Here is a 20,039-nt window from a genome sequence, read left to right as displayed (position 1 = left end):
GGAGATTTTCATGAGTCATGCAGATTTCATCATCATCGGCGGCGGGATTGCCGGTGCTTCCACCGGTTTCTGGCTGTCGCAGCACGGCAAGGTCGTGGTGCTGGAACGCGAGTCGCACCCGGCCTATCACTCGACCGGGCGCTCGGCTGCGCTGTTCACCGCTGCTTATGGCACAGCGCAGGTTCGGGCGCTGACCCAGGCCAGCCGGGAATTCTTCGACCATCCGCCCAGCGGCTTCTGCGAACACCCGCTGCTGACTCCACGCGGAGAAATGACTGTCGACTTCACGGGTGACGCCGCCGAGCTGAACAATCAGTACCTCAGCGCCAAAGCCACGGTGCCGGAAATGCAGCTTCTCAGCGCGGATGAAGCCTGCGCGCGGCTGCCGATCCTGCGCCGGGAAAAAGTCCATGGCGCGATCTACGACCCGACCGCCAGCGACATCGACACCGACGCCCTGCATCAGGGTTATCTGCGCGGCATCCGTCGCAACAACGGCCAGGTGCAGACCGATTGCGAAGTGCTCGGACTGAGCCGGGACGCCGACGGCATCTGGCACGTGCAGACCAACGGCCAGACCTTCAGCGCGCACATCGTGATCAACGCAGCAGGCGCCTGGGCCGACAAGATCGGTGCCCTCGCCGGCGCCAAGCCGCTGGGCCTGCAACCGAAACGCCGCGCGGCGTTCATCTTCGCCGGCCCGGAAGGCGTGGACATTCATCACTGGCCGATGCTGGTCAGCCTCGACGAATCCTTCTACATGAAGCCCGACGCCGGGATGTTCCTCGGCTCCCCGGCCAACGCCGACCCGGTGGAGCCCCACGACGTGCAGCCGGAAGAACTGGACATCGCCATGGGCATTTACCAGATCGAGGAAGCGACGACCGTGACCATCCGCCGCCCGACCCGCACCTGGGCCGGGCTGCGCAGTTTCGTCGCCGACGGTGATTTGCTGTCCGGGTTCGATCCGCAGGTGCCGGGGCTGTTCTGGGTCGCGGCCCAGGGCGGTTACGGTATCCAGACCTCACCGGCCATGGGCATGGCCAGCGCGGCGTTGGTGCGTGGCGAATCGCTGCCCGACCATCTCAAGCAGTTCGGCCTGACAGCCGCCATGCTCGCCCCTGCCCGCCTGGCCTGACCGTCCACCCGGATGACGCGCCCGACGGATTGCGGCACACTCGCAACGCCCCTGGATCACGGGGGCGTTGACGTTGCCTGGAGCTACACAGTTATGACCGCCCCCGAACACACGCCCGAGTTGCATGACGCCGCGCTGGATAACTACCACGCCATCGCCGATGCCATCGCTACGCTGTTCTTTCCCCACGCCGAAGTGGTGCTGCACGACCTGCGCACGCAGAAGGTCGACTACATCGCCAATAACCTGTCGAAACGGGTGATCGGCGATGAATCATCGCTGGAAGACATGCTCAGCGACGACGTCAGCGAACGGAACATCGGCCCGTACGAAAAGCTCAATTGGGACGGTCAGAAGATTCGCAGCCTGAGCACCGTGCTGCGCGACAGCGAAGGTCATCCGCTGGCGGTGCTGTGCATCAACCTGAATATTTCGCTGTTCGAGAATGCCAAGGCTGCGCTAGACCTGTTCCTCTCGCCGAGCAAACTGATCCCGCAACCGGACTCGCTGTTTCGCGATGACTGGCAGGAGCGCATCAACACTTTCCTGCACGCCTGGCTACGCGAGCGGCAACTGAGCCTGAACCTGCTGACCCGCGATCACAAACGCGAACTGGTATTGGCGCTGCACGCCGAGGGGGCGTTCAAGGGCAAGAGCGCCTCGAACTATGTGGCCAATGTACTGAACATGGGGCGGGCCACGGTGTACAAGCATTTGAAGGAATTGAAGGGCTGAAACCGTGCAGCCTGCGAAGGCTGCACGGTTTTCAGATTCAGTCGCCGTAGATATCGGACTTGAAGTACTTCTCGGAAATCTTCTGGTACTCGCCACTGGCGCGAATACCGTCGATGGCAGTGTTCAACTGGCTGACCAGTTCTGTGTTGCCCTTGCGCACCGCAATCCCCGCGCCCTCGCCCACGTACTTCGGATCCTTCAGCTCAGGCCCGACAAACGCGTAACCCTTGCCGCGCGGCATCGACAGGAAGTCGGTCAACGGGATGGTGTCGGCGAAGATCGCATCGAGACGCCCGGCCGCCAGGTCCATGTAGATTTCTTCGTTGTTGCCGTAACGCTTGACGTTGATGCCCTTGGGCTCGAACACCTCGGTGGCGTAACGGTCGGTGGTGGTCGCACGCTGCACGCCGACGGTTTTGCCCTTGAGGCTGGCGTACTGGTCATCGACGCTCGCGCCCTCCTTCATCACCAGCCGCGACGAGGTGAAATAGTACTTGTGGGTGAAGTCCACCGACTTCTTGCGGTCTTCATTGATGGTCATGGACGACAGCGCCATGTCGATTTTCTTCACTTTCAGGGAAGGAATCAGACCGTCGAACTCACCCTCGACCCACACGCACTTGACCTGCATTTGCGCGCACAGGGCATTGCCGATGTCGTAGTCAAAACCGACGATTTCACCCTTGTCGGTTTTCGAGGCGAAGGGCGGATACGCCGCTTCGATACCGATACGCAGGGTTTTCTCGGCGGCGAACGCGCTGCTGCACGCCAACAGGCTCAGCGCCAGACCGGTAATGAGGGGGAATTTCTTCATGTTCGTTCTCTCGCGGGTTGTTGTTGGTTTGGCAAGACAGAAGAAAAAGCTGAAACGGGAACAGGCCTTTTTTGTACTTGTAAATCCATACTGGACTTTTACGTACAAGCCGTCAATTGAACAAACACCATCGGCGTCAGCCGATGGTCGGGAGTCGAGGGGAGATTGATCGGGGGGAGGAATTACTGCTTCCAGCGATCCGCCGCCGCATGATCGCTGTCACGGCCTTCGACCCAGCGCGGGCCGTCGCTGGTGTTCTCTTTCTTCCAGAACGGCGCGCGGGTTTTCAGGTAATCCATGACGAAGGCGCAGGCGTCGAACGCCGCCTGGCGGTGGGCACTGGCGGCGGCGACAAACACGATCGGTTCACCCGGTTCCAGCGCGCCGATGCGGTGCAGCACTTCCAGCTTCAACAGCGGCCAGCGCTGCTCGGCCTCCAAGGCGATCTTGCCGAGGGCCTTTTCGGTCATGCCCGGATAGTGTTCGAGGAACATCCCGGCGACATCGAGGCCATCGTTGAAGTCGCGCACGTAGCCGACAAAACTCACCACCGCGCCGACGCCGACATTCGCCGCGTGCATCGCGTTGACTTCAGCGCCAGGATCGAACGGTTCGGACTGCACCCGAATGCCCATGGCTCAGCCTCCGGTCACGGTGGGAAAAAACGCCACTTCGTCGCCGTCCACCACCGGCTCGTCGAGCTGGCAGAGGTCTTCGTTGCGTGCGCACATCAGGTTCTGTTCGCTCAGCACCTCGGCGCCCTCACGCTGCGCCAGCAACGCACGAACATCATCGACGGTGGCGAAATCACCCTCGACCGTCACCGAATCCACGCCCAGCGCTTCGCGGTAACGGGCAAAAAACTTCACGGTCAGGTTCATGGCTGCTCCGCCTGGAAATGCCCGCTCTTGCCGCCGACTTTCTCCAGCAGGCGCACACTTTCGATGGTCATGCCGCGATCCACGGCCTTGCACATGTCGTAGATCGTCAGCGCGGCGACGCTGGCGGCGGTCAGCGCTTCCATCTCCACACCGGTCTGCCCGGACAATTTGCAGCGAGCCACGATGCGCACCGCGTCGTCACCTTCGGCACTGAGCTCGACCTTGACGCCGGTCAGCATCAACGGATGGCACAGGGGAATCAGGTCACTGGTTTTTTTCGCCGCCTGAATGCCGGCAATGCGCGCCACGGCGAACACGTCGCCCTTGGGATGGCCGCCGCTGACGATCATCTGCAGGGTGTCGGGCAGCATGCGCACCAGCGCTTGGGCCGTCGCTTCACGGAACGTCACGGCTTTTTCGGTGACGTCGACCATGTTGGCGCGACCTTGGGAATCGAGATGAGTCAGCACGGGATTACTCCTGATCAGGAGCACCGATTGTAAACCTGGGGGTCAGAATTGCGCACATAAAAAACCGGGCGACTTTGCAGTCGCCCGGTTCGGTTTGACGGTTACAGATGCGATTCGGCGTATTCGGCCAGGATCGAGCGAGGCACCCCTTGCAGGGTGATATGCACCCCGTTGGGGAAATCCTTGAAGCGTTCGGTCAGGTAGGTCAGCCCGGAGCTGGTCGCGGACAGGTAAGGGGTGTCGATCTGTGCCAGGTTGCCCAGGCACACCACTTTGGAACCGGCGCCGGCCCGGGTGATGATGGTTTTCATCTGGTGCGGCGTGAGGTTCTGGCATTCGTCGATCAGGATCAGGCTCTGCTGGAAGCTGCGACCGCGAATGTAGTTGAGCGATTTGAACTGCAACGGCACTTTGCTGAGGATGTAGTCGACGCTGCCATGGGTGTTTTCGTCATCCATGTGCAAGGCTTCGAGGTTGTCGGTGATGGCGCCCAGCCAAGGCTCCATTTTTTCCGCTTCGGTGCCGGGCAGGAAGCCGATTTCCTGGTCCAGGCCCTGCACGCTGCGGGTGGCGATGATGCGGCGATAACGCTTGCTGACCATGGTCTGCTCGATCGCAGCGGCCAGCGCCAGAATGGTTTTACCCGAGCCGGCGGCGCCGGACAGGTTGACCAGGTGAATGTCCGGATCCAGCAGCGCGTACAGCGCCAGGCTCTGATAGATGTCCCGTGGCTTGAGGCCCCAGGCTTCCTGATGCAACAGCGGTTCCTGGTGCAGGTCGAGGATCAGCAGCTTGTCTTCTTCGATTTCCTTGATCCAGCCGACGAAGCCCTGCTCATCAATGATGAACTCGTTGATGTGCACGGCGGGCAGGTTGTCGATCAGTTGGACCTGATGCCAGGTGCGGCCGTGGTCCTGACGGGTTTCGACCTTGCTCACACGGTCCCAGAAAGAGCCGGTCATGTTGTGATAGCCGTTGGGCAGCAGGGACACGTCGTCGACCAGTTGGTCGGTGCTGTAGTCCTCGGCGTCGATCCCGCAGGCGCGCGCCTTGAGGCGCATGTTGATGTCTTTGGTGACCAGCACCACCGGTTTGCTCGGTTCGCGGGTGTGCAGGTCGATCAGCTGGTTGATGATTTTGTTGTCGTTCAGATGCTCGGGCAGAATCAGGTTCGATTCGGCCTGCTTGCTCATCAGAATTGACAGCAAGCCCTTCGGGCCGCCCTTGCCGCGCTGGATCGGCACGCCCTGTTCGACATCATCGGGTGAGGCATCGCCCAGGGTCTTGTCGATCAGCCGGATAGCCTGACGGCATTCGGCGGCCACGCTGTGATGCCCGCTCTTGAGCTTGTCCAGCTCTTCAAGCACGGTCATCGGGATCGCGACGTGGTGTTCTTCGAAATTCAGCAGGGCGTTTGGATCGTGAATCAGTACGTTGGTATCGAGTACATAAAGGATTGGCTGGTTGGAGGAAGGGCTACGTCCGTGATCATCCATACTCGGTCACCTTTGTGGGAGCCATTCGACGCAATACCTCGGCGGTGCTGCGCCTCGAAGTGACTGCCGAATCCACCTGCACAGCTTTTGTCGGGATAGCAGGTGAACCGCACACAAAATGGGTCTTGGAAGACGCCACCTGTGTTGCAGGTTTCGGCGGTCTGACTTCGTAATACTCCAAAACCCGTGACAGAAAAAAGCACTTTGACGCTTTTTTGAAGTTTATTTTGCAAAGTGACGAAAAGCCCTTGGCGGACCGCCCTGCCCCCGTTAGAGTCGGAAGTCCGCCTGCATCAAATTCCGCAAAAAAATCACCCCAAGCCCAATGTTTCCGGGCTCTTGCCGTTTTTCAGCGAAACGCGTCCTGACAGTCTTCCCAGCCGATACCGCTTTGCGCGGTTTGTGTGATCAGCCACGGCAACGCGGTCTTCACTGCATCCTGTTTCATGTTGAAATTGATCACCCCGTGCCGCCACAGCAGCATCAGGGTCAGCACCCGCTGCGCGCTCGGAGCGCCCTTGAGCTTGCCGGCGCCGTCCTGGGCATCGATGTCCCACAGCGCCACTTGCAGGCCCTGACTGTTGAAGAAACTACGGGCATCGCTGCGTCGTTGGCCTTCCGGCGGACGGAACAGCGGCACGTAGTTTTCCGGCAGCTTGTTGCGGACCAGATCGGCACTGCGCCGCACCGAATCCTGCCAGTCCTGCCAGTGGCTGTGGGAGCGGAACTCCCAGCCCTGCACACCGACGCACTGCTGCGAAAACGCCGCTTGCAGACTGCTGACGGAACGATCGGCCAGCCGCGCCTGAACATCCTTGCCCAGCATGAAAAAGGTGCCGCTCAGGTTCGACTTGCGCAGGTACTCGGCGAGCCAGTCGGTGTTGTCCGGTTGCAGGTTGGCGGCACTGTCGAAACTCAGCAGAAACAAGCGATCGTGCATGTCGTCGCCGTTGCGCTCGTAGTCTCCGAAATGATCGAGTTCGCTGCTGGTCTGCGGCGACAGCGCAGCCTTGCGCATCAGCTCATCAAGGTATTGCAGGTGGAAGATCCGGCTCGGTTCGGCCCACCTGGTGTAATAGCTTTCGTCGCTGACCACGAATTTGGCAGCCTGCTCGCGCAGGGTCGGCAGGTCTTCGACGAGGAAGCAGAACGAGGCATCCTGATCGCAGCTTTGTTGGGCAAAGTTGTAGTTGGCGAGCAGACGCTGCCACAGGCGCTCGCGCAGGCTGTTGATGGCATCCAGATTGACCGTGCGCAGCCCCAGACGCTGGGCCAGCGCCGCTTCGTCCAGCGCTTCGGTACCGAGCAGGCCGCGGGCGAACATCAGGATTTCCGCCCGCGAGGCGACGTCGAACAGGGTCGGATTGTCGAGTTTTTCCGGCCAGGTGCTGCGATCCAGCGTCGCGATATCGCCCGGCGCCGCTACGGCACCGACGCTCAACAGCCACGCGGTGAAGAAAAGAACAATGCGCAAAGGGTGTCTCCATAACAAAACCCGCGCCGCACTATAGCCGATCCGGCTGGCAAACCGCCGATCACCTATGGACGCGATAGCTGGAGTCATCCGCCCCAACCCCCTAGAATCGCCCCCACGATTAAAGGAGACGACTTCATGCTGATGGTGATTTCCCCCGCCAAAACCCTCGATTACGAAACACCGCCGGCGACCCAGCGCTTCACCCAGCCGCAATACCTCGACCATTCCCAGGAACTGATCCAGCAACTGCGCGAACTGAGCCCGGCGCAGATCAGCGAACTGATGCACGTGTCCGACAAGATCGGCGGTCTCAACGCCGCGCGTTTCGGCAGCTGGACACCGGCGTTCACGCCGGAAAACGCCAAACAGGCACTGCTGGCCTTCAAGGGCGACGTCTACACCGGGCTCGATGCCCAGTCGTTCAGCGAAGCCGATTTCGACTACGCGCAACAGCACCTGCGCATGCTCTCCGGCCTTTACGGCCTGCTGCGGCCGCTCGACCTGATGCAGCCGTATCGCCTGGAGATGGGCACCAAACTGGCCAACGCCCGTGGCAAGGACTTGTACGCCTTCTGGGGCACGCGCATAAGCGAATGGCTGAATGAAGCGCTGGCCGACCAGGGCGACGACGTGCTGTTGAACCTGGCGTCCAACGAGTACTTCTCGGCGGTCAAGCGCACGGCCCTGAACGCGCGGATCATCAACACCGAATTCAAGGATCAGAAGAACGGCCAATACAAGATCATCAGCTTCTACGCGAAAAAGGCCCGAGGCCTGATGAGCCGTTTCGTGATCCAGGAAAAAATCAATGATCCGGCCCTGCTCAAACAGTTCGATGTGCAGGGTTATCGCTACAGCGCCGAGCAATCGAAACCGGATAATCTGGTTTTTCTACGCGATCACGCCCCCGAATAAAGCATGCCTAATGCACGACTCTTTATATGAAGAGTCGTGCAGCTCGCACGATGTCAAAAAACCCTCGCCACATTTCGCCATTTTACTGGCGCCAGAAAAACCTCCCTGTCTTTTCTAAGATTAGTTTCACTCGACACTGATCATTTTTTTCAGTAGTGGCACCTAAATTTTTTCACCGTAGTGGCACAAAACTATCTAACGTGATTTTTCGCCTGTTATTAAAGGTCGAAAACGAAATTGCTATCAAATTGATACTGGTGCCATCTCTGACAATATTTCAAGAAATTTCAGATTTCGCGATGAGCGGACAGGAACTTCGTCCGAATGCATAGCTCATACCACCGGTAACGATTCTCGCCGAGTTTGTACGAGATAACTTACGCGGAGCAGATAGCCATGTAACCAAGTTGTCACAGCAACTTGCCTAGATGACTAACTAGTCTCAAAACAGACGATGGACAGGAGATACGCACCATTAATATCCCCTACAAAGGCCATGGCCGCGCCCTTATAAACGTGCTCGCCTGAGCACCCAACCGCTTGATTTACGGGACTTTAATCCTGACATCGAGCGCGCAAGACGATTGCACAAGAGTCTTCTCCAAAGAAGATCGGCTGCATAACAGGGCACGTCATAATAACAAGGCCTGGTTACGCACATCTTGAGTGCACTTATTTAGACACTCGAAACTTAGTATGCCTGCACACGGCATTGTGGCGCCTGTATGCCGCACTTTCGAGTGCACTAATGAACGCTGAACACCATTAACTCCGGCCCTCTAAGGCCTGATATATACAGAGGTAATTGCGATGCGCATCAGCATATTTGGTTTGGGTTACGTTGGCGCAGTATGTGCCGGTTGCCTGTCTGCTCGGGGCCACGACGTGGTGGGCGTCGATGTTGCCAAAGACAAGATCGACATGATCAACGCTGGCAAATCTCCCATTGTTGAACCGGGCCTGGGTGAGTTGCTCGCACAAGGTATCCAGACCGGTCGTCTGCGCGGTACGACCAACTTCGCCGAAGCGATTCGCGACACCGACCTGTCGATGATCTGCGTCGGTACGCCGAGCAAGAAGAACGGCGACCTGGAACTGAACTACATCGAAGCGGTATGCCGCGAGATCGGTTTTGTCCTGCGTGAAAAGTCCACCCGTCACACCATCGTCGTGCGCAGCACCGTACTGCCGGGCACCGTGGCAAACGTTGTCATCCCGATTCTCGAAGACTGCTCCGGCAAGAAAGCCGGCGTCGATTTCGGCGTGGCGGTCAACCCAGAGTTCCTGCGTGAATCCACCGCGATCGCCGACTACGACCTGCCACCGATGACCGTCATCGGCGAGTTCGACAAGGCGTCGGGTGACGTTCTGCAATCGCTGTACGAAGAACTCGACGCACCGATCATCCGCAAGGACATCGCCGTCGCCGAGATGATCAAATACACCTGCAACGTCTGGCACGCCACCAAAGTGACCTTCGCCAACGAGATCGGCAACATCGCCAAAGCAGTGGGCGTCGATGGCCGCGAAGTGATGGACGTGGTCTGCCAGGACAAGACCCTCAACCTGTCCCAGTACTACATGCGCCCGGGCTTCGCTTTCGGCGGTTCGTGCCTGCCCAAAGACGTGCGCGCCCTGACCTACCGTGCCGGCTCGCTGGACGTGGAAGCGCCGCTGCTCAACTCGCTGATGCGCAGCAACGAATCGCAAGTACAGAACGCCTTCGACATCGTTGAAAGCCACGACAAACGCAAAGTCGCCCTGCTCGGCCTGAGCTTCAAGGCCGGCACCGACGACCTGCGCGAAAGTCCGTTGGTGGAACTGGCCGAGATGCTGATCGGCAAGGGTTACGACCTGAGCATCTACGACAGCAACGTCCAGTACGCCCGTGTCCACGGCGCGAACAAGGACTACATCGAGTCGAAGATCCCGCACGTATCGTCCCTGCTCAATTCGGACTTCGATTCGGTGATCGACAACTCCGACGTGATCATCCTCGGCAACCGCGACGAGAAGTTCCGCGCCCTCGCCGAAGAAGCGCCGCAGGGCAAGCAGGTGATCGACCTGGTGGGCTTCATGTCCAAGGCCACCAGTGCCGGTAGCCGCACCGAAGGGATCTGCTGGTAACGCAGCAGCAAGCCTCGAGCTTCAGGCCGCACGCCGTGAATCGGCGGGCGGCTTGAAGCCCCCATCACCTTCGGATGACGGTCATGTCCAAGCTCAAACATTTTTTTCTGCAATCCGCCGGCTGGCTTTTGTTTCTGAGCCTGCTGATGGGCCTGGCCCTGATGCTGCCCACGTCCACATTCGACTCTGAGTCGAAGGACTTCATTTTCCTGATTGGCGCCGTGGGTATCTGGCGCTATTCGATGGGTGCCACGCACTTTGTGCGCGGCATGATTTTTCTCTACATCGTCTACCCGCACCTGCGCCGCAAGGTTCGCAAGCTGGGTAAGGCGGCGGATCCGTCCCATGTGTTTCTGATGGTCACCAGCTTCCGCATCGACGCGTTGACCACCGCGCAGGTCTACAGCTCGGTGATCCGCGAAGCCATCGACTGCGAACTGCCGACCACCGTGGTCTGCTCCATCGTCGAAATGTCCGATGAGCTGCTGGTCAAGGCACTGTGGGCGCGGATGAATCCGCCAGACCGGGTGAAACTCGACTTCGTGCGCATTCCCGGCACCGGCAAGCGCGATGGCCTGGCGTTTGGTTTCCGCGCGATCTCCCGTCACCTGCCGGACGACCGCGCCGTGGTGGCCGTGATCGATGGCGACACCGTGCTCGGCGAAGGCGTCGTGCGCAAAACCGTGCCATGGTTCCAGATGTTCGGCAACGTCGGCGGCCTGACCACCAACGAGTTCTGCGAAGTGCGCGGCGGCTACATCATGAGCGAATGGCACAAGCTGCGTTTCGCCCAGCGCCACATCAACATGTGCTCGATGGCCCTGTCCAAGCGCGTGCTGACCATGACCGGGCGCATGTCGGTGTTCCGCGCCACCGTGGTCACCAACCCGGAATTCATCGCCGACGTCGAAAGCGACTCGCTGCAACACTGGCGTCTGGGTCGTTTCAAGTTCCTGACCGGCGACGACAAGTCGAGCTGGTTCAGCCTGATGCGTCTGGGCTACGACACCTTCTACGTGCCGGACGCGGCGATCAACACCGTTGAACACCCGCCGGAAAAGAGCTTCATCAAGGCCAGCCGCAAACTGATGTTCCGCTGGTACGGCAACAACCTGCGCCAGAACTCGCGAGCGCTGGGCCTGGGTGTGAAACGCCTCGGCGCCTTCACCTCGGTGGTGCTGTTCGACCAGCGCGTATCGATGTGGACCTCGCTGCTCGGCCTGACCGTGGCCATCATCGCCAGCTTCAAGTACGGCACCGCGTTCATCCTGGTTTACCTGCTGTGGATCGGCATCACCCGTCTGATCCTGACGCTGCTGCTGTCCTGCTCGGGCCACCGGATCGGCCCGGCCTACCCGGCGATTCTCTATTACAACCAGATCGTCGGTGCGCTGGTGAAGATCTACGTGTTCTTCCGCCTCGATCAACAATCCTGGACTCGCCAACCCACTTCCCTGACCCGTGATCTCGCCAGCTTTCAACGTTGGTTCAACACCTGGTCGTCTCGGACCATGACCTTCTCCGCCGGCAGCATTTTCGTCGCCGTGCTGCTGATGATGGTCTGACCTGCCCCTATTGAATTAACAAGGAAATCGCCCCCATGAATACCGCCGTCAACGTCAACGTAGTGCATGAATCCGAAGCCCAGCGTCAGCACGCCCGGGTCAAAATCCCGGCCAAGCTGCGTTTCTTCGGCCCCGACCGGACTCCGGTTGAAGCGCGGGTCCTCGACCTGTCCGCCGGTGGTCTGGCGTTCAACGCCGGACAACTGCCGCTGACCGTCGGCGAGGTGTACAAGGCGCGTCTGCAGTTCGTCATCGACAACCTCGGCCTGGCCATGGACGTTGAACTGCAAGTGCGCTCCTACGACCGCCAGACGGGTCGTGCTGGCTGCCAGTTCCAGAACCTCGAGCCGCAGGACATTTCGACCCTGCGCCACCTGATCACTTCGCACCTGGCCGGCGACATCGTCAGCATCGGCGAAGTGCTGGCAACCCTGCAGCGCGACAACTTCACCAAAGCGCGCAAGGTCAAGGACGGCGACTCCGGCATGACCCCGTTCGGGCGCCTGAAAGCCGTGACCTTCAGCGCCGGTATCTTCGCGGTCGGCCTGGTGGCGGCGGGTTTCATTTTCAAATCGGTGTACAGCATGTACTTCGTCAGCCATGCGCAGGCCGGTCTGGTCAGCGTGCCGGGGATGAACATCACCATGCCGCGCGACGGTACCGTACAAAGCCTGGTGAAGTCCGACGGCGTCGCCGCCAAAGGCGCTCCACTGGCAACGTTCAGTACCAGCATGCTCGACGTACTCAAAGGTCACCTGGAAGAAGATCAACTGTCTCCGGCCAAGGTTGAAGAACTGTTCGGCAAGCAAATGACCGGCACCCTGACCTCGCCGTGCGATTGCACCGTGGCCCAGCAACTGGTGGCCGACGGTCAGTACGCGAGCAAGGGCGACGTGATCTTCCAACTGGTGCCGCGCAACACCCAGGCCACCGTCGATGCGCGCTTCTCCTATCGCCAGTTCGGCGACGTGCGTCCGGGCACCCCGGTGAGCTTCCAGATCGCCGGCGAAGACAAGACCCGCACCGGCAAGATTGTCAGCAGCACCAGCCTGAAAAGCGCTGACCTGTCCTCCGACATCCGCGTGCAGATCCAGCCTGACGAGCCGCTGGACAGCCGCTTCGCCGGCCGCCCGGTGGAGGTGAACAGCGACCGCGGTCCGAACCTGAACTGGCTGATCGACAAAGCCATGGCAGCCGGTCTTTAAGTCGAGGACATGCCCGTGACGAGCCCTATCAGAATCCTGCCGGTCCCGCTGACCCTGGCCATGGCAATCGCCCTGGCCGGTTGCGCCGGCCTGCCCGACCAGCGTCTGGCCAACGAAGCGCTCAAGCGCGGTGACACCGCAACCGCCGCGCAAAACTACCGTGCGCTGGCCGATCTGGGTTACAGCGAAGCCCAAGTGGGTCTCGCCGATATTCAGGTCGACAGCCGCGACCCGGAACAGATGAAACAGGCCGAAGCCACCTACCGCGCCGCTGCCAGTGTTTCGCCGCGTGCCCAGGCCCGACTCGGTCGTTTGCTGGTGGCCAAGCCCGGCTCCACCGAAGCTGAGCATCAGGAAGCCGAAAGCCTGCTGAAGAAAGCCGCCGCCAGTGGCGAAGGCAACACGCTGATCCCGCTAGCGATGCTGTACCTGCAATACCCGCACAGCTTCCCGAACATCAATGCCCAGCAGCAGATCGACCAGTGGCGCAAATCCGGTTACCCGGAAGCCGGTCTCGCGCAGGTGCTGCTGTATCGCACCCAGGGCACTTACGACCAGCATCTGGATGACGTGGAAAATATCTGCAAGGCCGCGCTCAACACCACCGACATCTGCTACGTCGAACTGGCCACGGTCTATCAGAAACGTGGCGCGCCGGAGCAGCAGGCCGAGCTGATCAAGCAACTGCAGGCCGGTTACAGCCGCGGCACCGTCAGTGCTCAACGGGTGGATTCCGTAGCCCGTGTGCTGGCCGATTCGACCCTGGGCAAGACCGACGAAAAAACCGCGCAGTCGCTGCTCGAACCGATCGCTCCGGGCTACCCGGCGTCGTGGGTCACCCTTGCGCAACTGCTATATGACTTCCCGGAACTGGGCGACATCGATCAGATGATGAAGTACCTGGACAACGGTCGCGCCGCCGACCAGCCGCGCGCCGAACTGTTGCTGGGCAAGCTCTACTACGAAGGCAAACTGGTCCCGGCCGACGCGAAAGTCGCCGAGGAACATTTCCAGAAAGCCGTCGGCCGCGAAGTCGCCGCCGATTACTACCTCGGCCAGATCTATCGCCGTGGCTACCTGGGCAAGGTCTATCCGCAGAAGGCCCTCGACCATCTGCTGACCGCTGCGCGCAACGGCCAGAACAGCGCCGACTTCGCCATCGCCCAGCTGTTTTCCCAAGGCAAGGGCACCAAGCCCGACCCGGTCAACGCCTACGTGTTCAGCCAGTTGGCCAAAGCACAAAACACCCCGCAAGCCGATGAGCTGGCGACCACCCTCGCCGCCCAGCTGCCGCCCGAGCGCCTGGCCGAAGCCCAGCGCCTGCTGCAACAGGAACAGGCGACCCGTGGCGCCCTGAGCCAGAACACGCTGCAACTGCACGCCCTGCAAGAAGAAGACGGCGAGGAAAAATTATGAAATTGAATCCCTTTGTGAAGGCCGGCATTGGCCTCACGTTCGCGTTGATCTGGTCTTGCCCGACCCTGGCCGCGATGACTGAATCGAAAAACTTCGGCCTCGAAGTGAAAATCACCGGTCAGTCCGAAGACGACCGCGACCTCGGCACCGCCAGCGGCGGCGACGTCAACGGCCTCGGCCTCGACCTGCGCCCGTGGGTCTACGGCGAAAGCGGCGCGTGGAGCGCCTATGCCATGGGCCAGGCCGTGACCTCGACTGACATCATCGAGACCGACACCCTGCAGCAGTCCGACGGTGAACAAACCACCGACAACGGCGACCGCAAGACCAAGAAAAACTACCTGGCGATGCGCGAGTTCTGGGTCGGCTACAGCGGCCTGACACCCTACCCCGGCGAGATCCTCAAGTTCGGTCGCCAGCGCCTGCGCAACGACGACGGCCAGTGGCGCGACACCAACATCGAAGCCTTGAACTGGACTTTCGACACCACCCTGCTGCGGGCCAACGCCGGTGTCGCCGAACGCTTCAGCGAATACCGCACCGACTTGAAAGAGCTGGCGCCGAAAGACAAGGATCGCCTGCACGCCTACGCCGATGCCGCTTACCAGTGGACACCGGGCAACTGGGTCGGGATTCGCGGCCACCACACCCATGACAACGGCAAGCTCGACTATCCGGAGCCGGGCGTGGCCGGCGACTCGCTGGACAAGAAAGAAAACGGCGACATCAGCTGGCTCGGCCTGACCGCCGACAGCGACGCCTACAACTGGCGCAACACCAACACCGTCAACTACTGGGGCAGCATCACCGGCATGAGCGGCGACCGCGACACGGTCAACGCCCTCAACGCCGATGGCACTCGTCCGGCGCAAGCCAAGCGCAGTGACAACGCCGACGGCTGGGCCACCGACATCGGTGTGCGTCTGCGCCTCGATCCGCAATGGCAGGTCGGTGCGGCATATGCCCGTGCCAGCGCCGATTACGAACAGAACGGCCTGGAAAGCAACCGCTCGAACTACACCGGTACTCGCTCCCGCGTTCACCGTTTCGGCGAGGCCTTCCGTGGCGAAATGAACAACATGCAGACCGCCACCCTGTTCGGTTCCTGGATGCTCAACGACCAGTACGACGCCAGCCTGATCTACCACAAGTTCTGGCGCGTGGACGGCAACAAGCCGGTTGGCAGCAACGGCATCAACGCCGTGGAAAACAACACCGACGACGTCACCGGCGCGATCCTCTCCAGCACCTCGCTGCCACTGCAGGACGGCAACAAGGATCTGGGCCAGGAAATGGATCTGGTGGTCACCAAGTACTTCAAGCAAGGCTTGCTGCCGGCGGCGCTGAGCCAGTCGATCGACGAGCCGTCGGCGCTGGTACGTTTCCGTGGCGGTGTGTTCAAGCCGGGTGATGCCTACGGCAGCCAGGTTGATTCTTACATGCACCGCGCGTTCATCGACGTGATCTGGCGCTTCTGATGCTGACCGCCAAGGGAGTGCCCGACATGAACAGTGCCCGCAAAGGCTCACTCAGCCTGCTGGCCGGCGCTATGCTGCTGGCCTCGGCCGGCGCCTTCGCCAGTGTGGAACCGGCCAAACCCGTGACCACCGCCAAGGAGCTGCAACAGGCCAAAACCTACACCGTCAGCAGCGCGCCGACCGAAGCGCTGGAACTGGCCAAGCCGAAATTGCCCGACCTCTCCGGCTACACCGCCGAAGCCGCCGCCGCGAAAATCGTGCGCAGCAAACCGGGCAAGATCAGCGTGCGCCGGATGATGCAGGAAGACGCCCTGAAGGACTTCATCGGCGGCGACAACAAGATGGCCGAATGGGTGGTGCGTCAGCACGGCATACCGCAGGCGATCTTCGTCGACGACGGCTACATGAACCTGAAAGAACTGGCGCAGAAACTGCCCAAGCAGTACTTCAGCGAAACCTCGCCGGGCGTCTACCTGGCGAAGTTGCCGATCGTGGTCGGCCGTAAAGGCATCCTCGAAATCGACGGCCAGACCCAGGAGCTGCGTCTCTCGCAAGAGGCTGGTTCGTTCCTGGTCAACGACGGCCAGCTGTTCGTGCGTGACACCAAAGTCACCGGCTGGCGCGAGAAGGAAAACGGCCCGGCGACGTTCCGTTCGCCGAAGGAATTCCGTCCGTTCCTGCTGGCCTGGGGCGGCACCGAGACCTACATCGTCAACAGCAAGATGGCCAGCTTCGGCTACGCCAACAGTAAGTCCTACGGCGTGAGTATTTCCCAGTACACGCCGAACATGGCCAAGGTGCTCAAGCGTCCCGAGCCGACCGGCTGGATCGTCGGTTCCGAGTTCTCGGACATGTGGTACGGCTTCTACTGCTACGAGACCCGCGACTTCGTGGTCAAGGGCAACACCTACAAGGACAACATCGTCTACGGCATCGACCCGCACGACCGTTCCCACGGTCTGATCATTGCCGAGAACACGGTGTACGGCACGAAGAAGAAGCACGGGATCATCATTTCCCGTGAGGTGAACGACAGCTTCATCTTCAACAACAAAAGCTACGACAACCACCTCTCGGGGCTGGTGATCGACCGTAACAGCGTCAACAACATCATTGCCTACAACGAGATCTACAAGAACCACACCGACGGCATCACCCTCTACGAGTCTGCCGACAACCTGCTGTGGGGCAACAAGGTCATCAGCAACAAGCGCCACGGCATCCGTATTCGTAACAGCGTGAACATCCGCCTCTACGAAAACGTCGCCATGGCCAACGGCCTGACCGGCGTCTACGGGCACATCAAGGACCTGACCGACACCGACCGTGACATCAAGCTCGACCCGTTCGACGCCCAGGTCTCGCTGATCGTGGTCGGCGGTGAACTGGCGGCCAACGGCAGCGGCCCGCTGTCGATCGATTCGCCCCTGAGTGTCGAGCTGTATCGCGTGTCGATGCTGGCGCCGACCAAATCCAGCGGCATCAGCTTCAACGGCATCCTCGGCGAGCGCCAGGATGAAATTCTCGACCTGCTGGTGCGCCAGCAGAAAGCCGTGCTGATCGACCCTGTCGAACGCCAGACCGAATTGCAGGACTGAGGATAATTTTATGCACCCACACCTGATCAAATTACTCAGCCTGTCGGCCCTGACCGTGGGCATCCTGGCGGCCAGCAACGGCGCCCGCGCAGATGAAGTCCAGCCGCCGAAATTCACGGCCGAGCCTTGCTGCAGCCTGTGCCCGGCCGCCCACGACGCGAAGAACTACACCACTCGCTACCAGCAGAACTTCACCACTCTGGTACAGGCCCAGGGCGACTGGCTGTTCCGGACCCAGGAAGATTTGCGCACCGAGTTCAACACCACCCCGGCCGGCTACAAACGCCTGCAACAGCTGCACGATGCGTTCAAGGCCAAAGGCGTTGAACTGGTGATCGTCTACCAGCCGACCCGAGGTCTGGTGAACCGCAACAAGCTCAACCCGGCGGAAAAAGCCGCGTTCGATTACGAGAAAGCGCTGGGCAACTACAAGACCATGCTCGGCCGTTTCGCCAAGATGGGTTACGTGGTGCCGGACCTGTCGCCGCTGACCAACGAATCGCTGCCGGAGACCCTGCCCGCCCACGACTTCTACTTCCGCGGTGACCAGCACTGGACGCCTTACGGCGCCCAGCGCACGGCGAAAATCGTCGCCGAGAAGGTCAAGCAGATTCCGGCCTTCGCCGACATTCCCAAGCGTGAATTCGAAACCAAACGCTCCGGGCGCATGGGCAAGACCGGCACCCTGCACAACATGGCCGGGCAACTGTGCGGCACCAGTTACGCGATCCAGTACATGGACCAGTTCACCACCGAGCCGAAAGGCGAGGCTGGCGACGGCGACCTGTTCGGTGATTCCGGCAATCCGCAGATCACACTCGTGGGTACTTCGCACAGCGGCAAGAACTACAACTTCGCCGGCTTCCTCGAAGAAGCCATCGGCGCCGACATTCTCAACGTCGCGTTCCCCGGCGGCGGTCTGGAAGGTTCGATGCTGCAGTACCTGGGCAGCGACGAATTCCAGAAGACGCCGCCGAAAATCCTTATCTGGGAATTCTCGCCGCTGTACCGCCTCGACCAGGAAACCATCTATCGCCAGATGATGGCGCTGCTGGACAACGGCTGCGAAGGCAAAGAGGCGCAAATGTCCGCCAGCACCACGCTCAAGCCGGGCGGCAAACAAGAACTGCTGGTCAACAGCAAGAACCTGAACCTGCAGAACAGCAGCCATCAGGTCGACATCCGCTTCGCCGACACCTCGGTGAAAACCCTGCAAGCCACCCTCTGGTACATGAACGGTCGCCACGAGGACATCAAGATCGAGAAACCGGAAACCTCCGACACCGACGGTCGTTTCGCCTTTGAGTTGCGCACGGACGAAGACTGGGCCTCGCAAAACCTGCTGGCGGTCGAAGTCCAGGGTCCGGAAGCGGGCACCGCGCCACAGAAAGTCGAAGCGAAAATCTGCAAACGCAACGTATTCCCGGGCGCTGGGCAACAAACCGCTCAGGTCGGGCAATGAGGTCTGCTATGCGAAATCCGAAACTGAAAACTCTTTTGGCGCCGACACTGCTCGGGCTGGCGATCTTCGCCGGCACCGCGCAGGCCGCCGCACCACTGCGTCCGCCACAGGGCTATTTTGCGCCGGTGGATAAATTCAAGACCGGCGACAAGAGCGAAGGCTGCGATGCAATGCCGACGCCCTACACCGGGCCGCTGCAATTTCGCAGCAAATACGAAGGCTCGGACAAGGCCCGCGCAACGCTGAACGTGCAGTCGGAAAAAGCCTTTCGCGACACCACCAAAGACATCACCACACTTGAGCGCGGCACTGCCAAGCGGGTGATGCAGTTCATGCGCGACGGCCGTCCGGAACAACTGGATTGCACGCTGAATTGGTTGACCGCCTGGGCCAAGGCCGATGCGTTGATGTCGAAGGATTTCAACCACACCGGCAAGTCGATGCGCAAATGGGCGCTGGGCAGCATGGCCTCTTCGTACATTCGCCTGAAGTTCTCCGACTCTCATCCGCTGGCCCAGCACCAGCAGGAAGCCCAGGTGATCGAAGCCTGGTTCAGCAAAATGGCCGATCAGGTGGTCAGCGACTGGGACAACCTGCCGCTGGAAAAAACCAACAACCATTCGTACTGGGCAGCCTGGTCGGTGATGGCGACAGCGGTCGCCACCAACCGCCGCGACCTGTTCGATTGGGCAGTCAAGGAATACAAGGTCGGCGTCAATCAGATCGATGCCGACGGCTATCTGCCGAACGAACTCAAGCGCCAGCAACGCGCCCTCGCCTACCACAACTACGCCCTGCCACCGCTGGCGATGATCGCCAGTTTCGCCCAGGTCAACGGTGTGGATCTGCGTCAGGAAAACAACGGCGCGCTGAAACGTCTGGGTGACCGGGTGTTGGCCGGGGTGAAAGACCCGGATCAGTTCGAGAAGAAGAACGGCAAAGAGCAGGACATGACCGACCTGAAACAGGACATGAAATTCGCCTGGCTTGAACCGTTCTGCACCCTCTACACCTGCTCGCCGGATGTGATCGAGAAGAAGCACGGCATGCAGCCGTTCAAGACCTTCCGCCTCGGCGGCGACCTGACCAAGGTCTACGACCCGTCCCATGAAAAGGGCAACAAGGGATCGTAAGGCAGAACACAAAACCCTGTGGGAGCTGCCTTGCCAGCGATTGCAATCCGACATTCAACACTGATGTCGACTGACCCGACGCTATCGCTGGCAAGCCAGTTCCCACAAGAGTTGTGGTGAATCTGGATG

17 protein-coding genes are annotated in these 20,039 nt (G+C 60.5%); 11 read left to right on the top strand and 6 right to left on the bottom strand.

The window, feature by feature from the left end:
• Positions 1–10: 10 nt before the first annotated feature.
• On the top strand, positions 11–1,138 hold the full coding sequence (locus JKA62_RS19640) for an NAD(P)/FAD-dependent oxidoreductase (RefSeq protein ID WP_201819107.1): 1,128 nt from the start codon (positions 11–13) through the stop codon (positions 1,136–1,138).
• Positions 1,139–1,231: 93 nt separating this feature from the next.
• Positions 1,232–1,873 (top strand): helix-turn-helix transcriptional regulator, encoded by a 642-nt coding sequence (locus JKA62_RS19635; RefSeq protein ID WP_007957327.1) that lies wholly within the window; start codon positions 1,232–1,234, stop codon positions 1,871–1,873.
• Between the two features lie 37 nt (positions 1,874–1,910).
• On the opposite strand, the gene JKA62_RS19630 is transcribed toward JKA62_RS19635, so the two are convergent.
• The 6 genes from JKA62_RS19630 to JKA62_RS19605 all read right to left on the bottom strand — a co-directional run bounded on the left by JKA62_RS19630 (position 1,911) and on the right by JKA62_RS19605 (position 7,008).
• Positions 1,911–2,687, bottom strand: a complete 777-nt coding sequence (locus JKA62_RS19630) for an ABC transporter substrate-binding protein (protein WP_011332566.1) — start codon at positions 2,685–2,687, stop codon at positions 1,911–1,913.
• Positions 2,688–2,869: 182 nt separating this feature from the next.
• A complete protein-coding gene (gene moaE, locus JKA62_RS19625; protein ID WP_011332565.1) occupies positions 2,870–3,322 on the bottom strand; it encodes a molybdopterin synthase catalytic subunit MoaE in 453 nt (150 codons plus the stop codon).
• A gap of 3 nt (positions 3,323–3,325) precedes the next feature.
• Positions 3,326–3,568: a MoaD/ThiS family protein gene (locus JKA62_RS19620; protein ID WP_011332564.1), complete on the bottom strand. Its 243-nt coding sequence runs from the start codon at positions 3,566–3,568 to the stop codon at positions 3,326–3,328.
• Positions 3,565–4,038 (bottom strand): cyclic pyranopterin monophosphate synthase MoaC, encoded by a 474-nt coding sequence (moaC, locus tag JKA62_RS19615; RefSeq protein WP_007957321.1) that lies wholly within the window; start codon positions 4,036–4,038, stop codon positions 3,565–3,567. The genes JKA62_RS19620 and moaC overlap by 4 nt, the downstream gene beginning before the upstream one ends.
• Before the next feature lie 101 nt (positions 4,039–4,139).
• The gene (locus JKA62_RS19610) at positions 4,140–5,534 is read right to left on the bottom strand and encodes a PhoH family protein (RefSeq protein ID WP_011332563.1); all 1,395 of its coding nucleotides are present in this window, start codon (positions 5,532–5,534) and stop codon (positions 4,140–4,142) included.
• A 349-nt stretch (positions 5,535–5,883) separates the two neighbouring features.
• A complete protein-coding gene (locus tag JKA62_RS19605; protein ID WP_201819105.1) occupies positions 5,884–7,008 on the bottom strand; it encodes a polysaccharide deacetylase family protein in 1,125 nt (374 codons plus the stop codon).
• A 138-nt stretch (positions 7,009–7,146) separates the two neighbouring features.
• Between JKA62_RS19605 and yaaA the strand changes: the two genes are divergently transcribed.
• The 9 genes from yaaA (at position 7,147) to JKA62_RS19560 (ending at position 19,910) form a co-directional block, all read left to right on the top strand.
• The gene (yaaA, locus tag JKA62_RS19600) at positions 7,147–7,926 is read left to right on the top strand and encodes a peroxide stress protein YaaA (RefSeq protein ID WP_201819103.1); all 780 of its coding nucleotides are present in this window, start codon (positions 7,147–7,149) and stop codon (positions 7,924–7,926) included.
• A gap of 810 nt (positions 7,927–8,736) precedes the next feature.
• A complete protein-coding gene (locus JKA62_RS19595; protein ID WP_011332560.1) occupies positions 8,737–10,053 on the top strand; it encodes a nucleotide sugar dehydrogenase in 1,317 nt (438 codons plus the stop codon).
• Positions 10,054–10,136: 83 nt separating this feature from the next.
• The gene (gene alg8, locus JKA62_RS19590; protein WP_176247718.1) at positions 10,137–11,618 is read left to right on the top strand and encodes a mannuronan synthase; all 1,482 of its coding nucleotides are present in this window, start codon (positions 10,137–10,139) and stop codon (positions 11,616–11,618) included.
• 35 nt (positions 11,619–11,653) lie between these two features.
• Positions 11,654–12,823, top strand: coding sequence for an alginate biosynthesis protein Alg44 (locus JKA62_RS19585; protein WP_011332558.1), 1,170 nt, complete (start codon positions 11,654–11,656; stop codon positions 12,821–12,823).
• A gap of 9 nt (positions 12,824–12,832) precedes the next feature.
• A complete protein-coding gene (gene algK / locus JKA62_RS19580) occupies positions 12,833–14,239 on the top strand; it encodes an alginate biosynthesis TPR repeat lipoprotein AlgK (RefSeq protein ID WP_201819100.1) in 1,407 nt (468 codons plus the stop codon).
• Positions 14,236–15,717, top strand: a complete 1,482-nt coding sequence (locus JKA62_RS19575) for an alginate export family protein (RefSeq protein ID WP_201819094.1) — start codon at positions 14,236–14,238, stop codon at positions 15,715–15,717. Before algK ends, JKA62_RS19575 begins: the two co-directional genes overlap by 4 nt.
• A gap of 26 nt (positions 15,718–15,743) precedes the next feature.
• Complete coding sequence (algG, locus tag JKA62_RS19570) at positions 15,744–17,315, top strand: mannuronan 5-epimerase AlgG (protein WP_201819093.1); 1,572 nt, start codon at positions 15,744–15,746, stop codon at positions 17,313–17,315.
• A gap of 10 nt (positions 17,316–17,325) precedes the next feature.
• Positions 17,326–18,777, top strand: a complete 1,452-nt coding sequence (locus tag JKA62_RS19565) for an alginate O-acetyltransferase (protein ID WP_085647738.1) — start codon at positions 17,326–17,328, stop codon at positions 18,775–18,777.
• Between the two features lie 8 nt (positions 18,778–18,785).
• A complete protein-coding gene (locus JKA62_RS19560; protein ID WP_201819092.1) occupies positions 18,786–19,910 on the top strand; it encodes a mannuronate-specific alginate lyase in 1,125 nt (374 codons plus the stop codon).
• Positions 19,911–20,039: the final 129 nt, after the last annotated feature.

Source organism: Pseudomonas sp. B7, from assembly GCF_016735645.1.
GTDB lineage: Bacteria > Pseudomonadota > Gammaproteobacteria > Pseudomonadales > Pseudomonadaceae > Aquipseudomonas > Aquipseudomonas glycinae.
The sequence above is the reverse complement of the archived record's forward strand: the minus strand, read 5'-3'. Positions and strand labels throughout refer to the sequence as shown.